The sequence below is a fragment of the Sinorhizobium sp. KGO-5 genome (assembly GCF_036245905.1).
GTDB lineage: Bacteria > Pseudomonadota > Alphaproteobacteria > Rhizobiales > Rhizobiaceae > Sinorhizobium > Sinorhizobium meliloti_A.
The window spans coordinates 1,758,435-1,773,464 of record NZ_BDIZ01000001.1; the positions used below are offsets into that span (position 1 = coordinate 1,758,435).

A 15,030-nucleotide genomic window follows, 5' to 3' on the forward strand; every position below is an offset into this window, starting at 1 on the left:
AAATTAGAACAAAAAGGGAACAGTAGCGGAAAGGAGACAAGTTATGGCTGATTTCGTACGTGATCTTGCTGCCTTCGCCTCGATGAGCCTTTTCATCGTGAGCATCTCGGTAATCGCTCTCGGCCTGTGACCGGGATTTTCGAGCGTGCTCCGCGTTCCTGTCGAACGCGCACCAAACACCACACGCCGGGCAAAAACCCCGGCGGCCCGTCCTTGAGACTGGACAGTTGGGACGGGAAACAGGATATCCTCGACGCCGGACAAGAATCGGAGTGCGGCGATGACAGGCAACCAGAGTATCGGGCAGAGTATCGGGCACGGCACTGGGGCTGCGGCGGATCCGCAGTTCGTTCACCTGCGGGTGCATTCCGCCTATTCGTTGCTGGAAGGCGCCCTGCCTTTGAAGAAGATCATCGGCAAGGCGGTCGCCGACGATCAGCCGGCGATCGGCATCGCCGACACCAATAATCTGTTCGCGGCGCTCGAATTCTCGCAGAAGGCCGCGGACGACGGATTGCAACCGATCATCGGCTGCCAACTCTCCATCGATATGGAGGACGAAGCGGAGGGCGAGCGGCGTGGAAACGCCCATCAGTTCGTCAAGCTTCCCGCGATCGTGCTGATCGCGGCGACCGATGACGGTTACGCTCGCCTGGTAGAGCTCGTCAGCCGCGCCTATCTCGAAGGCGAGGGACACCAGCAGGCGCGAATAAGCCGCTCCTGGCTCGCCGCAGGCGGTACGTCCGGGCTGATCGCGCTCACCGGGGCGGGAGCCGGACCGGTCGACATGGCGCTGAAGTCGGGTTCGCCGGCCCTGGCCGAGGCACGCCTGAAAGTCTTGATCGAGCTTTTCGGCGATCGCCTCTATGTCGAACTGCAGCGGCACGGGAATTACGACCGGCGTCACGAAAACCGCATGATCGATCTCGCCTATCGGTTCGACGTTCCGCTCGTTGCCACCAACGAGGCGTTTTTCCCGTCGCCGTCCGACTATGATGCCCACGATGCGCTGATGGCCGTCGCTCACAATGCGATGGTGTCCGACGACAGCCGTTTCCGTCTGACCCCGGATCATTATTTGAAGAGCCGCAAGGAGATGGCGGCGCTCTTCGCGGATCTGCCCGAGGCATTGGAGAATACGATCGAGGTCGCGCGGCGCTGCTCCTTCATGTTGAAGACCCGCGGACCGATCCTGCCGCGCTTTACCGGCGCTTCGGATGATCCGGAGGAGGCCGAACGCGCGGAGGTGGCGGAGCTGCGCCGGCAGGCGGAGGAGGGGCTGGAGGGCCGCCTCGCCAAACTCGGCATGGCGCCCGGCTACAAGGAAGAGGACTATCGGGAACGGCTGGCCTTCGAACTCGGCGTCATCGAGCGGATGAAGTTTCCGGGCTACTTCCTCATCGTTGCGGACTTCATCAAATGGGCCAAGCAACATGACATTCCGGTCGGGCCGGGCCGCGGCTCGGGTGCCGGCTCGCTGGTCGCCTATGCCCTGACGATCACCGACGTCGACCCGATGCGCTTCTCTCTGCTTTTCGAGCGCTTCCTCAATCCCGAACGCGTGTCGATGCCCGATTTCGACATCGATTTCTGCCAGGACCGGCGCGAGGAGGTCATCCGCTACGTGCAGCAGAAATACGGCCGCGAGCAGGTGGCGCAGATCATTACCTTCGGTTCGCTGCAGGCGCGCGCAGCACTGCGCGACGTCGGCCGCGTGCTGGAAATGCCCTACGGCCAAGTCGACAAGATCTGCAAGCTGGTGCCGAACAATCCCGCCAACCCGACGCCGCTTTCCAAGGCGATCGAGGAGGAACCGCGCCTGCAGGAAGAGGCGGAGAAGGAGCCGGTCGTTGCCCGCCTCCTCGACATCGCCCAGAAGATCGAGGGGCTTTACCGCCACGCCTCGACGCACGCGGCCGGCATCGTCATCGGCGACAGGCCGCTCTCGCAGCTCGTGCCGATGTACCGCGATCCGCGCTCCGACATGCCGGTCACTCAGTTCAATATGAAATGGGTCGAGCAGGCGGGTCTCGTAAAGTTCGACTTCCTTGGCCTGAAGACGCTGACCGTTCTGAAGACGGCCGTCGACTTCGTCGGCAAGCGCGGCACCCATATCGACCTCGCAAGCATTCCGCTCGACGATCTGAAGACCTACGAGACCCTTTCGCGCGGCGAGACGGTCGGCGTGTTCCAGGTGGAAAGCGCCGGCATGCGAAAGGCGCTGATCGGCATGCGCCCGGACTGCATCGAGGACATCATCGCGCTTGTGGCGCTCTATCGCCCGGGACCGATGGAGAACATCCCGGTCTACAACGCCCGCAAGCACGGCGAGGAAGAGATCGAATCGATCCATCCGAAGATCGATTACCTCCTCAAGGAGACACAGGGCGTCATCGTCTACCAGGAGCAGGTGATGCAGATCGCCCAGGTGCTCTCGGGCTATTCGCTCGGCGAGGCCGACCTTCTGCGCCGCGCCATGGGCAAGAAGATCAAGGCGGAGATGGACAAGCAACGCGCCCGCTTCGTTGACGGTGCCGTCAAGAATGGCGTCTCGAAGCCGCAGGCCGACCTGATCTTCGACCTTCTCGCCAAGTTCGCCAATTACGGCTTCAACAAGTCGCACGCAGCCGCCTACGCCATCGTCTCCTACCAGACCGCCTACATGAAGGCGCATTATCCGGTCGAGTTTCTCGCAGCGTCGATGACGCTCGACATGTCGAACACGGACAAGATCAACGATTTCCGCCAGGACGCGATGCGCCTCGGCATCCAGGTGGTCGCGCCGTCCGTGCAGACCTCCCACCGCCACTTCGAAACCGGCGACAACCGCATCTATTATTCGCTCGCCGCCCTCAAAGGCGTCGGCGAGTCTGCCGTCGACCACATCGTCGCCGTGCGTGGCGATCGGCCTTTCGCAAGTCTCGAAGATTTTTGCCTGAGGATCGATCCGAAGCTCTTGAACCGGCGTGTTTTCGAAAGTCTGATCGCCGCCGGTGCTTTCGACTGCTTCGGCTACGACCGGGCGGAGCTCGTCGGCGGCCTCGATCGTATCCTCGGTTTCGCCCAGCGCGCCCAGGAAAACAAGGTGAGCGGCCAGAGCGACATGTTCGGCGCGGGTGCCGCAACCGGGCCCGAGAAGATCGCGCTCCCGCCCTATACGCCGTGGCTCGCCTCGGAGAAGCTGCATCGCGAGTTCCAGGTTTTGGGCTTCTATCTCTCCGCCCATCCGCTCGACACCTATAACAATCTGCTCGCCAAGATGCGCGTGCAGACATTTGCGGATTTCTCGGCAGCCGTAAAACAGGGTGCGGCGGCGGGCCGCCTCGCCGGGACGGTGACGTCGAAGCAGGAACGCAAGACGCGCACCGGCAACAAGATGGGCATCGTCGCTTTCTCGGACGCTTCGGGCCAATTCGAGGCCGTACTCTTCTCCGAAATGCTGAACCAGTATCGCGACCTTCTGGAGCCCGGCAAATCGCTGGTGATGACGGTCGACGCCGAAGAGCGGCCGGAAGGGATCGGCCTTCGTATCCGAACCCTGCGTTCGCTCGAGGAAGAATCGCTGCAGATGCAGAAGGCCTTGCGCGTCTATGTGCGCGACTGCGGACCGCTGCGCTCCATCGCCTCGCATCTGAACGCCAAGGGGGACGGCCTGGTTTCCTTCATCGTCATCAAGGACAACGGGCAGCGGGAGATCGAAGTCGAGCTCAACGAGAAATACCGGATCTCACCCGAGATCGCCGCCGCCCTTCGCTCCGCTCCCGGGGTGGTGGACGTCGAGCTGGTTTAGGGCATGTCGAGATTCATTTTGAGTTTATGACGGCTGCGAGATGGATAATGGCGTTGAAGCTCGGGTCGGTTTTGTCGCTTGAAGACCTCGAGTACCGACCGTGCGCCACTCCATTTGTCCTTTGATCGTAGCCGATCAAAGGACAAAAACATGCAGCAGCTCAAAGTGCTACAGCGACCTTTGCGCGTAAGGCGCGCGGCGCTGTAGGAAACGTATCGGAGGACTGCAATCTCTCCTCACCTCATCCTGTGCTCGTCACAGGGATCCAGCAGCGCCGCGTCTGCGGCGCGGGAAGAGCCTTTCCAGCCCAAGGACTTGGTCTGGCTGGATTCCTGTGACGAGCACAGGAATAAGGAACTGGGATGTGCGGCTACTACATCGAAGCGAAGCGGGACGCTGCATACGGGCGTGACCCGGGACCCGTCGTGTCGCCTCGCTATCTTCACGGTTTATGAAGCGCGCCGAGGGACCGCACCCTCTCCACCTCATCTCTGTGACAAGCACAGAGCTCTCCGAAAAGTTTCCTACAGCCCCGCCGCGTCTTATCAGACACGCAAAGGTCGCTGCAGCATTTTGAGCTGCTCTATGTCTTGTCCATTGACAGGCTACTATATCGCCCCCTCGAAGAGCGGGCCTTTGCTGCTTTTCTCTTCGCCCCGCTTGCGGGGAGAAGGTCCCGGCAGGGCGATAAGGGCAAACCAGGGTGCGGAAATCACCCCATGCCTTTCACCCGCGCCGCTCCCTCGTCACGGTGATGAAATCCGTTCCCTTGCCCGTCTCCAGCCCCGATTCGGTATCGGTGATCGAGAGTGACGAGCCGTTTGCAAGGAGGCCGGCGAGGCGTTCGCGGACGTCTTCGGGCACGGTGATGCGGCTCAGCGTCCTCTTCAGCGTGTCGGGCTCGCCTTCCTCTGTAATGCCAAGTCGCTTCTTCGTCGTTTTCGGCAGCTTGTTCTCGAGCGACATGCCGAACCATTTGCCCTGTCCGGTTTTCGTGTCGAGATCCTGGAACTGCAGCAGATGTGTCCCGAGCGCCATTTCCGGCTCTGCGATGGCAATCTCGGCTTCGAAAAGCGGCTGGAATTGCCGGCGCACGCGCAACACGCCGTTCAACGGTGCACTGCGGTTCGCCTTGCGGAAGACGGCTTCGATCAGCTCCGGCGTTATCTTGCCATCGACGGGCAGAGCTTCGGCCCTTTGGAACGCTTCGATTGCGGCGGCCGTTGCCGGACCGTTGAATCCATCCGGCAGACCTGCATCGTAGCCGAGCGTATTGAGGAGCGTCTGGAGGTTGCGCACGCTCTCTTGCGTACCGCGCCGGGTAATCAGAATACGTATCGGGGCCTTCGCCTCGTCGGATGTGACGGGCGAGGGGCGTTTGTCGGTCATGGCGACTTCAACTGCGCTCCGGTTGAACTCCCCGATCGCCGGCCGCAGGGGGACGTCCGACAGGGCAGGTCCCTGCGGTCGCGACTGGCTCGGCTGGAAAAGCATTTCGTGCGCGACCTCGACCGGGGCGATCTGCCGATCCGATATGACCACATGCATGCCGTAGCCCGTCATCTTGAACAGGCTCGCCGCGAATTTGCTCGGCAGCCGCACGCAACCGTGCGAAGCCGGATAATCCGGTACATGGTTTGAGCCATGCAGCGCAATGCCGGACCAGGTAAGCCGCTGCATGAACGGCATCGGCGCATTCGAATAGATGTTCGACTCGTGACGTCGGCGCTTCTCCAGGATCGAGAAGATGCCCGTCGGCGTCGTGTGCCCGGCCTTGCCGGTGGACACTTTCGACGTGGCGACCACCGTGTCGCCGTCATAGACGACGAGGGACTGCTGCTCCCTCGAGACGACGATCTGCAACGGCGCCTTGGCGCCGGCCGCAAGCGCGGACGGCGACGCCATGACGAAAACCGCGAATCCCATCCGGAGAGCGAAACGCAACACCTACCCTCATTCAGACAGTGGCGGCACCGCAAAACGGACGACGGAGCCGTGGAAGCAGGCTAGCGTTCAATATTTAAGGAATTGCCCCATACGATGCGTCAGCCGTCCGGTCGGGCTATTGCCGGCGCCGCCCCTTGCCGAACGTATAGCCGGTCTCGACGCTCGTCCTGCCGAACTTGTCGCGCAGCTTGTTGATCGCGTCCTCGGCGGCGGCACGCCGGGATGCCTGCGGATCGACAAGATCCGGCGGATCGGCGAGGTCGGGATCGGCCAGATCGCTGACGCCGATCCCGATCAGCCGGTATTTCGTCCCGTCGACCTCCTTCTCGAGCAGCTGCAGGCCGGTGCGGAAGATGCGGTCGGCAAGGCGGGTGGGGCTGTCCAGCCTGCGGTTGCGCGTGCGGGTCTTGAAGTCCGCGGTCTTCAGCTTCAGCACCACCGTCTGTCCGGCGAGGGCGGATTTTCGCAAGCGGAATGCCACTTGTTCGCTGAGGCCCCTCAGATGCGTTACGAGGTCTTCCTGGCGCGCCAGGTCGTCGTTGAAGGTCGTCTCGGAGGAGACGCTCTTCGCTTCGCCTTCGATTTCCACGGATCTTTCGTCCAGGCCGCGCGAGAGCCTGTAGAGCCGCCGGCCCATCGTGCCGTAGCGGCGCATGAGGTCCGCCTCTTCCATCGTCTGGAGCTGCCCGATCGCGCGGATTCCGTCCCTTTCGAGCGTGGCGGCGAAGGCCTTGCCGACGCCCCAGATGAGTGTAACGGGTTTGGCTTTCAGGAAATCGATGGCTTCGGCCTGGCCGATGACCGAAAAGCCGCGCGGCTTCTGAAGGTCCGAGGCGACCTTGGCCAGGAATTTGCAGTAGGAGAGCCCGACGGAGACGGTGATGCCGATTTCCCGCTCCACACGCCTGGCGAAGCGGGCAAGCGTTCGGGCGGGCGGATCGTGATGAAGCCGCTCGGTGCCGCTCAGATCGAGAAAGGCCTCATCTATCGACAGCGGCTGCACGAGAGGCGTCAGCTCCTGCATCATCGCTCTGACTTCCCGCCCGACGCGCACGTATTTCTCCATGTCGGGCCTGATCACCACGGCCTGCGGACAGGCTTCGAGGGCTTTGAACATAGGCATGGCGGAGCGCACGCCGTGGATGCGGGCAATGTAACAGGCCGTGGAGACGACGCCACGCTTACCGCCGCCGATGATCACGGGCTTGTCGGCGAGCTCCGGATTGTCGCGCTTCTCGACCGAGGCATAGAAGGCATCGCAGTCGATATGCGCCAGGGTCAGCCGGTAGAGTTCGGGGTGCCGGAGGAGCCGCGGGCTTCCGCAGGCGAGGCACCGCCGCGCCTGGGCGGCTTGCTCCTTGAGGCAATCACGGCAGAAGCCGGAGGGTGGGGCGGCGCTGTCGATCATATCCGGAACAAATGTTGAACGCGGCGACTTTACGCTCTACGCTGCTGAGTCTCAAGGCGGCGGCTGGAGGCTGTTTTGGATATCGCAGTTAAATTTGAGACGGTGCCGGCCGATCGCCGGCCGGACTTCGGGATGCTCCTTAGTCGGCACGGCGCACTCGGCACCGGGCGGTGCACCGCGCTGCGCACGCCGCGTGCCGGCAGCACTCAGCCTTCCTCGAAATCGCGCGGGCCGGAGAGGGCATGGTGCGCCCGGACGACCTCGTCCGGCGAGGTTTGCGTTTCGTTGCAGAAGGCCATCAGCGTCGGCTCGTGCTCCATCAGGAACGCAACGATGCCCCCCATGAAGCCCGGCTCGCCGACGGCGCCGCGCAGGGAGGCGGGATCGGTGCCGGTGAGCGCCAGAAAGCGCGACATCAGCTCAGGCTCGTTCGCGAGCCAGGTCAGGATGGCGATCGCCGTATCCTCAGCGTTCTTCATGATATCCGCTCTCTTCTCGTTTGCCGGCCGCAATTACCTATTTTTCAACCAAATCGCGCTAGCCTGGCGATCGACGAAAAGGGTCGAGTCGCCGTTGTTGCAACTTAAATCTCTCCCGGAGACTTGCAAGGCGGCGGCAGACAGCAAGGGATCGACATGCCCAAACAGGTGATGATTGTTGAGGATAACGAGCTGAATATGAAGCTCTTCCGCGACCTGATTGAGGCTTCGGGCTACGCGACGATCCAGACGCGCAACGGCATGGAAGCCCTCGAACTCGCGCGCAAGCACCGTCCCGACCTGATTCTGATGGACATCCAGTTGCCGGAGGTTTCCGGCCTCGAGGTCACGAAATGGCTCAAGGAAGACGATGAGCTTCACGTGATTCCGGTTATTGCCGTAACCGCTTTTGCCATGAAGGGCGACGAGGAGCGCATCCGCCAAGGGGGATGCGAGGCCTATGTTTCCAAGCCGATTTCCGTTCCAAAATTCATTGAGACCATCAAAACATATCTGGGCGATGCCTGACTGCCAGAAAGATCGATATGACTGCGCGCATCCTCGTCGTTGATGACGTACCAGCCAATGTGAAGCTCCTGGAAGCGCGGCTGGTGGCCGAATATTTCGACGTGCTGACGGCTCCGGACGGGAATGCCGCCTTGGCGACATGCGAAAAGACGCCGGTGGATCTGGTCCTGCTCGATGTCATGATGCCGGGGATGGACGGTTTCGAGGTCTGTGAAAGATTGAAGGCGAACAGCCGGACCGCGCATATTCCGGTCGTGATGATAACGGCACTCGACCAGCCGTCCGATCGCGTGCGCGGGCTGAAGGCCGGCGCGGACGACTTCCTGACCAAGCCCGTGAACGATCTGCAGCTGATGTCGCGCGTGAAAAGTCTCGTCCGCCTGAAGAACGTCAGCGACGAGCTGCGTCTCAGAGCTCAGACGGCACAAACGATCGGGCTGCAGGAGACGGCCCGCGTCGATCGGCCGGACGAGCCCGGCAGCGTTCTGCTCGTCGATGGCCGTGCTTCCTCACAGGAGCGGCTGACGCGTGCCCTGAAGCCGATCGCCGATGTCGCCGTCATATCGGACCCGCAGGCCGCTCTGTTCGAGGCTGCCGAAAGCAGTTTCGACCTGATCATCGTCAACGCGAATTTCGACGATTACGACCCCTTGCGTCTGTGTTCGCAATTGCGGTCGCTCGAGCGGACCCGCTTCATTCCGATCCTGCTGGTAACCGAGCAGGGAAACGATGAGAGAATCGTCCGCGCACTCGAACTGGGCGTGACGGACTACATCATGCGCCCCGTCGATCCGAACGAACTTGTCGCCCGTTGCCTAACGCAGATCCGGCGCAAGCATTGCAACGATCGCCTGCGCGCCAGTGTACAACAGACGATCGAATTGGCCGTGACGGATGATCTCACCGGCCTCCACAACAGGCGCTATCTGGAAAACCACCTGAAGCTGCTGATCGATCGCGCAACCACAAGGGGGCGTCCGCTGTCGATCTGCATCACGGATATCGATCGCTTCAAGCGTGTGAACGATACCTACGGTCATGATGCCGGTGACGATGTACTGCGCGAATTTGCCAACCGCGTTCGCGCCACGGTGCGCGGCGCGGATCTCGCCTGCCGTTTCGGCGGGGAGGAGTTCGTGGTCGTCATGCCGGATACGACGCCCGAAATGGCAGCGATCGTTGCGGAGAGACTCCGATTGGCGGTCGAGAGCCGTGGCTTCGACATTCCGCAGGCCGCGACGGTCCTGAACGTCACGGCGTCGCTCGGCATTGCAACCCTGAGGCCGGATGGCGATACGGCCGAGGCTTTGCTGAAGCGCGCCGACATGGCGCTCTATCAGGCGAAGAACGGCGGACGGAACCGGGTTGTCGCTGCCGCGGCCTGATCCGCCGCACATGCTGTGCTATTCAGGGCCTCGCGGGTTCTTCCAGTTGCGCTCTTCTTCGCGCGGCCGTGCCGGAGTAAGCACATCCGCAGGCGACACTGTCCGATTTTGGAACAGAATTAACCAAACGCCGAGCAACCCCTGCTCGGCGATTAAGAATGCGTTGATTTTTTTTTAGTTTCAGGCAATGCTGATAAGCGAGGAAGGAAACTTCCACAGAATTCGGTTACCCCATGATGCTCAGGTCCGCCGCATCTCCTGGGTCGTGGGGTCGGTCGGCTGGCCTCGGATTTGCGGATTCCTCGTGCTGCAACCGGACCAGTCGACCCCCATTCGAAAACGCCGCTTCGAAAGAGGCGGCGTTTTCGTTTTATCCCTTCGTTCCGTCCCCCGGAGAAAGCAAAGAAAAAGCGCCGGCCCCGCGGGCGGCGCTTCTGGATCGAAGAAAGCGGCGACCTTACTTGATCTTGGCTTCCTTGAATTCGACGTGCTTCTTCGCGACCGGATCGTATTTCGTCTTCGTCATCTTGTCGGTCATCGTGCGGCTGTTCTTGGTGGTGACGTAGAAGTAACCGGTGTCGGCCGTCGACAGCAGCTTGATCTTGATGGTGGTAGCTTTCGCCATGGTCGTCCTGCCTTTATGAAAAATTGAAAGCCGTGGACAACCTATTGCGGGCCACGGTCAAGTTGCCGCGAAACTACAAATCACGATCGAAAAGTCAAGACCGTTTTGGTTTCAAAACGATGCGGACCAGGGAAAGTACGACATAAAGCCCGAAGAAGCCGGCGATTGCCCAGGCAAATCCGTCATTGCCCGTCACATCCATGGCCGCCCCGATCACCTGCGGACCCGCTACCGTACCGACCGCGTAGGAGAACACGAAGGCGGCGTTGGCGGCCGCAAGGTCTGATCCCTGGAGACGGGAGCCGAGGTGGCTGAGGCCGACCGTATAGAGACCGGAGACGCATCCGCCCCAGAACAGAAGAACAAGCGCCATCAGAAACCAGTTTTCGACCAGCATAGGCAGGAACAGGGCGCCTACGAGCCCGATCAGGGTCAGCGCCGACAGGATCGTACGGCGGTCCTTCACGCGGTCGGAAAGCATGCCGAGGGGGATCTGAAAGATGAAATTGCCGACGCCCATGACCGTCAGCAGCAGCGCTGCCTGCGATTCGCTGAAGCCCGCGCGCGTCCCGAAGATTGGAAACAGGGAAAGGCCGCCATATTCCACCGCCCCGAAGATGAAGACGGCGGCCGTCGCGGTCGGCACCAGCAAGACATAACGCATGAAATGGCGTTTCGGCTTTTCGTCCAGCACCGGGCTTTCATTGCGCGCGAGAAAGATCGGAATCGCGGAAAGCAGGATGACGCCCGCGCCGACCGCGAAGGGCAGGAAGCCTTCGCTGCCCAGGATCGAAAAGAGCAGGGGACCGCTCGCGAAGCCGAGCGAGAGTACCGTGCCGTAGATCCCGAGCACGAAGCCGCGCCTGTTGGGGGGCGCGGTGGCGTTGATCCAGAACTCCGAAAGGATGAAGAGGACAGTGATCGCGCCGTGAAAGACGATGCGCAGGGGAAACCAGAGCCAGAAATTCGTGAGGTAGTAGAAACCGAGCGAGCTCGCCGCCGCAAACACTATTGCCAGCAGCATGGTCGGAGCGACGCCGTGACGATGGGCGAATTTCATGGTGAACGGGGCGGCGGCCATCGATGCGAGGCCGGCCATTGCTGCATTCAACCCGTTCAGCGTGGGCGCGATGCCCCGCTTTTCCATGATGACGCTGAGCAGCGGGAGCCCCAGACCGATCGCGATGCCGACGGCAGTGATCGACGCGAGCGCGGCGATCAATGAAGGCCAGTGGATTTCGTCAACCGGTCTTGACGTACCGGGCGGCGGCTTCGACATGCGATAGGGCCCTCAGAGAAGCGTACGGTGAAAGCGCCCATGGCGCGTAAAATAAAATGGAACGGTTCTTTCAGGCGGAAGCGAAGGATCCGATTCGAGATCGTTTCTCAGATCCGAGAGGATGATCGCGGTGATCTCCGGCACGCGAAGCGCGGAAAAGTCGTTGACATCGATCCATTGCAAATCCTGAAGCTCCCGGCTTTCCGCCACCAGTGAGGGATCGATCTCAGCCTCGTCCGCGAAAACGGCAAAGAACCGCGTGTCAAATCGCCTCGGCAGTCCCGGAGGAGTAATGGCCCGCGCCATATAGCGCAAATTCGAAAGATCGGGAAGAAACGGAAGCGCCGAGCCTTGGCGCTCGTGCGTCCGGCCGAGGCTTATTCCGGCTTCTTCGTAGAGCTCTCTCGCGGCCGCAAGTGCTAGCGCGCGTGCGCGAGCCACCGTGATAGCCCGCCCTTCGCCTGCCCTGAGAGATCGCAGAACCGCCGGATGAAGATCGCCGTCAAATCTCAGGCGATGGTCGCCGGGATCGCGGCGGCCACCCGGGAAGACGTAAAGGTCCGGCATGAAGACGTGGGCGCTGTGGCGTTTGCCCATCAGCACGCGAATGTCCTTGCCCGATCTGTCGAGAAGCATGATGGAGGCCGCATCGCGCGTCCTGACCGTCGGACAACTCTCCGCTTCGGCGTCGAGTGCGAAAGCGCGGCCGCCAAGCCGCTCCGGGGTCATGCCGAAGGATCTCGCGGCGGAAGGACGTCTTCCGGCAGATCGTCGTGACCGCCGAAACCGTGCATTCTCAACGCCCACTGCAGGCCGATGACCGCGCCCTTGACCGGCTGCATCAGGGCGAGCGAACTGGCAAGCGTGACCGGCGCCCATATAGCGAGATGCTGCCATGTCGTAAGCGGCAGCACGAGATCGGTCATCATATAACCGCCGAGCACGGCATGGCCGACGATCGTGACGACGATGTAGGGCGGGAGGTCGTCGGCGCGGTGGTGATCCATGCGTTCGCCGCAAGCTTCGCAGGCGTCCACCGATTTAAGGAAGGCGCGGAACAGCCGACCGCGGCCGCAGGCCGGACAGGATCCGAAAAGGCCACGCTTGATCGAGCGGCCGACAGGCCTTTTGTCGCCCTCCGCTCCGCCGAGCTGAAGCATGTCTGTCGCCGTTGCCTTCATGTCCAATCCTCGTGCCGGACGTCGCGCGTCCGGCTGTCAGTGCCTGCCGCGGGGCGGTCGCGTCCCCGGCCGTTTGCGTGCACCCGTCCGGTCGCGGCGGCCGGCCTTGTGGAAGGAACGCATTGCCGTCGGCATCTTTCGTCCCTCGCTCAGCATTTCGAAACGGAGTGCACCGGCCAACGGCACCGCTTCTACAAGCTTGACCTGCACCGGGTCCCCGAGACGGTAGCCCAGCCCGGACTTCTCGCCGGAAAGGGCCTGATGCGCTTCATCATAGATGAAATAGTCGCGCCCGAGCGTAGATATAGGGATGAATCCGTCGGCGCCATAGGCGGGGAGAGTGACAAATAGTCCCGCCTTTGTGACGCCGGAAACCCGTCCGTCGAACTCCTCGCCGACGCGGCCGTTCAGATGATGGGCGATCAGCCGATCGATGGTATCGCGTTCAGCCGCCATGGCGCGCCGCTCGAAGGTCGAGATTTCGGCGGCGATATCGTCGAGCGTTGCTTCTTCCTCGGGCATGATGCCGCCTTCGCCGAGCCCGAGCGCGGAAACGAGCGCGCGGTGCACGATCAGATCCGCGTAGCGCCGGATCGGCGAGGTGAAGTGGGCGTAGCGCAGCAGGTTCAGGCCGAAATGACCGATATTTTCCGGGCTGTAGATCGCCTGGCTTTGCGAGCGCAGTACCATCTGGTTCACGATCGTCTCGTAAGGTTTTCCGTCGGCCTTCGCGAGAATCCCGTTGAAATGGTTCGCCCGCATGTTGCCACCTTTGGCGAGCGCGATCTCGAGTGTCGCAAGGAATTCGCGAAGGCTCTCCTGCTTGGCGAGCGACGGCTGGTCGTGGACACGATAGATCAGAACCTGACGCTTCTGTTCCAGCGTCTCGGCGGCGGCGACATTCGCCTGTATCATCATCTCTTCGATGAGCTTGTGCGCATCGAGGCGTTCCGGCACGAACACCCGATCGACCGTTCCGTCCGGTTTCAGGATGATCTTGCGCTCCGGCACGTCGAGTTCGAGCGGCTGACGGCGCTCCCTTCCGCGTGTGAGGATACGATAGGCTTCCCAGAGCGGTTTGAGGATCGTATCCAGTATGGGGCCGGTCTTGTCGTCGGGAGCACCGTCGATCGCGGTCTGCGCCTGTTGGTACGAGAGCTTGGCCGCGCTCCGCATCATGATGCGGTGAAACGTATGGCCGGCCTTGCGGCCTTCCTTGGAAAAGCGCATCCGGACCGCAAGCGCCGGGCGGTCGACGCCTTCCTTCAGGGAGCAGAGGTCGTTGGATATACGCTCGGGCAGCATCGGTACGACCCGGTCCGGAAAATAGACCGAGTTGCCTCGTTTCAACGCCTCGAGATCGAGTGCCGAGCGTGCCCGGACGTACCAGGAGACGTCGGCGATCGCGACGGTGACGATGACGCCGCCGGGATTGTCCGGCGACGGATCCGGCTCCGCGTAGACCGCGTCGTCGTGATCCTTGGCGTCTGCCGGGTCTATGGTGATGAGCGGCAGGGTGCGCCAATCCTCGCGATGGGCCATTGTTGCAGGACGCGCGGCTTCCGCCTCCTGCAACACCTTCTCCGGAAAGACGTGCGGGATACCATGCGCATGGATGGCGATCATCGAGATCGCCTTTTCAGATGCGACCGAGCCGATGACGTTCTGCACCTGCGCGCGCGGCAGACCGTAGCGGCCGATCCGCGAGAGATGCGCTTCGACGAGATCGCCTTCCTTGGCGTCGCCGGTGAAGTCCGGATCGATGAGGAGTTCCTCGCCCCGCTTGTCGATCGGCATCAGTCGGCCGCCACCACCCGGCGTGGCGCGGAAGACGCCGAGCACCGCGTCCTTGCGCTTGTCGAGCACCTTGATGATACGCGCGGTATAGGCGGGGCCGCCGCGTTCCTTGGCCGGGAAAATCTTTGCGAGCACCCGGTCGCCGAGACCGCCTACGGGCGTCTTGCCCTTGGCCCTGGCGACGCTTGATTGCTTGATCAGGACTGCGGGCGCGACGCCGTCGTCGTCGAGCCACTCGGCCGGGCGGCCGATCAGGTCGCCATCGACATCGCGAATGGTAATGTCAAGAACGGTGACGGGCGGGAGCCCGCCGGGACGAACGAGCGACTTGCGCTTCTTCTCGACGAGTCCGTCCTCCTCGAGCGAGCGCAGCAATCCCTTGAGTTCTACCCGTGCTTCGCCCTTCAGGCCGAACGCCTTGGCGATATCGCGCTTCGAGGCGTGTTGCGGGTTCTCGGCGATGAAGCGCATCAGCACCTCGCGGGAAGGAACGACGCCGTGAACGATCGTCTCCTTTTCTCCGGCCGGTGCCGTCCTGGCCGCGCGGCCGGACTTCTTGCCTGCGCCCTTTGCGGGCGTTTCGGTCGGGTCGCGCGGAATCCTGGTCAAAG

At 62.2% G+C, this 15,030-nt stretch carries 11 protein-coding genes; 3 read left to right on the top strand and 8 right to left on the bottom strand.

Annotated elements, in window-relative coordinates; translation table 11 throughout:
* Positions 1-280: 280 nt before the first annotated feature.
* Entirely contained in the window at positions 281-3,790 is a 3,510-nt protein-coding gene (dnaE, locus tag BHD07_RS08350; RefSeq protein ID WP_275596419.1) for a DNA polymerase III subunit alpha, read from the top strand.
* Between the two features lie 726 nt (positions 3,791-4,516).
* On the opposite strand, the gene BHD07_RS08355 is transcribed toward dnaE, so the two are convergent.
* The 3 genes from BHD07_RS08355 to BHD07_RS08365 all read right to left on the bottom strand — a co-directional run bounded on the left by BHD07_RS08355 (position 4,517) and on the right by BHD07_RS08365 (position 7,624).
* Entirely contained in the window at positions 4,517-5,734 is a 1,218-nt protein-coding gene (locus BHD07_RS08355) for a L,D-transpeptidase family protein (protein WP_275598121.1), read from the bottom strand.
* A 118-nt stretch (positions 5,735-5,852) separates the two neighbouring features.
* On the bottom strand, positions 5,853-7,145 hold the full coding sequence (locus BHD07_RS08360) for a DNA polymerase IV (RefSeq protein ID WP_275596418.1): 1,293 nt from the start codon (positions 7,143-7,145) through the stop codon (positions 5,853-5,855).
* Positions 7,146-7,351: 206 nt separating this feature from the next.
* Positions 7,352-7,624, bottom strand: a complete 273-nt coding sequence (locus tag BHD07_RS08365) for a DUF3572 domain-containing protein (protein WP_026168581.1) — start codon at positions 7,622-7,624, stop codon at positions 7,352-7,354.
* Positions 7,625-7,780: 156 nt separating this feature from the next.
* Here BHD07_RS08365 and BHD07_RS08370 point away from each other — a divergent pair, with 156 nt between their 5' ends.
* Positions 7,781-8,152, top strand: a complete 372-nt coding sequence (locus BHD07_RS08370; RefSeq protein WP_003537642.1) for a response regulator — start codon at positions 7,781-7,783, stop codon at positions 8,150-8,152.
* Positions 8,153-8,169: 17 nt separating this feature from the next.
* On the top strand, positions 8,170-9,537 hold the full coding sequence (locus BHD07_RS08375; RefSeq protein ID WP_100672208.1) for a PleD family two-component system response regulator: 1,368 nt from the start codon (positions 8,170-8,172) through the stop codon (positions 9,535-9,537).
* A 457-nt stretch (positions 9,538-9,994) separates the two neighbouring features.
* On the opposite strand, the gene rpmG is transcribed toward BHD07_RS08375, so the two are convergent.
* The 5 genes from rpmG to rnr form a co-directional block, all read right to left on the bottom strand.
* A complete protein-coding gene (gene rpmG, locus BHD07_RS08380; RefSeq protein ID WP_003537640.1) occupies positions 9,995-10,162 on the bottom strand; it encodes a 50S ribosomal protein L33 in 168 nt (55 codons plus the stop codon).
* Positions 10,163-10,256: 94 nt separating this feature from the next.
* Positions 10,257-11,441: an MFS transporter gene (locus BHD07_RS08385; protein WP_100672209.1), complete on the bottom strand. Its 1,185-nt coding sequence runs from the start codon at positions 11,439-11,441 to the stop codon at positions 10,257-10,259.
* Positions 11,442-11,453: 12 nt separating this feature from the next.
* Complete coding sequence (locus BHD07_RS08390) at positions 11,454-12,170, bottom strand: NUDIX hydrolase (RefSeq protein ID WP_275596417.1); 717 nt, start codon at positions 12,168-12,170, stop codon at positions 11,454-11,456.
* Positions 12,167-12,622 (bottom strand): DUF983 domain-containing protein, encoded by a 456-nt coding sequence (locus BHD07_RS08395; RefSeq protein WP_338278996.1) that lies wholly within the window; start codon positions 12,620-12,622, stop codon positions 12,167-12,169. The genes BHD07_RS08390 and BHD07_RS08395 overlap by 4 nt, the downstream gene beginning before the upstream one ends.
* Positions 12,623-12,658: 36 nt before the next feature.
* The gene (gene rnr / locus BHD07_RS08400; protein WP_338278998.1) at positions 12,659-15,028 is read right to left on the bottom strand and encodes a ribonuclease R; all 2,370 of its coding nucleotides are present in this window, start codon (positions 15,026-15,028) and stop codon (positions 12,659-12,661) included.
* Between the last annotated feature and the right edge of the window lie 2 nt (positions 15,029-15,030).

Bases quoted from the DNA above. Each gene is read 5' to 3' on its own strand.
- dnaE (WP_275596419.1), top strand. From the start codon at position 281: ATGACAGGCAACCAGAGTATCGGGCAGAGTATCGGGCACGGCACTGGG.
- BHD07_RS08395 (WP_338278996.1), bottom strand. From the start codon at position 12,622: ATGAAGGCAACGGCGACAGACATGCTTCAGCTCGGCGGAGCGGAGGGC.
- rpmG (WP_003537640.1), bottom strand. From the start codon at position 10,162: ATGGCGAAAGCTACCACCATCAAGATCAAGCTGCTGTCGACGGCCGAC.
- BHD07_RS08390 (WP_275596417.1), bottom strand. From the start codon at position 12,170: ATGACCCCGGAGCGGCTTGGCGGCCGCGCTTTCGCACTCGACGCCGAA.
- BHD07_RS08365 (WP_026168581.1), bottom strand. From the start codon at position 7,624: ATGAAGAACGCTGAGGATACGGCGATCGCCATCCTGACCTGGCTCGCG.
- BHD07_RS08370 (WP_003537642.1), top strand. From the start codon at position 7,781: ATGCCCAAACAGGTGATGATTGTTGAGGATAACGAGCTGAATATGAAG.
- BHD07_RS08385 (WP_100672209.1), bottom strand. From the start codon at position 11,441: ATGTCGAAGCCGCCGCCCGGTACGTCAAGACCGGTTGACGAAATCCAC.
- BHD07_RS08375 (WP_100672208.1), top strand. From the start codon at position 8,170: ATGACTGCGCGCATCCTCGTCGTTGATGACGTACCAGCCAATGTGAAG.
- BHD07_RS08360 (WP_275596418.1), bottom strand. From the start codon at position 7,145: ATGATCGACAGCGCCGCCCCACCCTCCGGCTTCTGCCGTGATTGCCTC.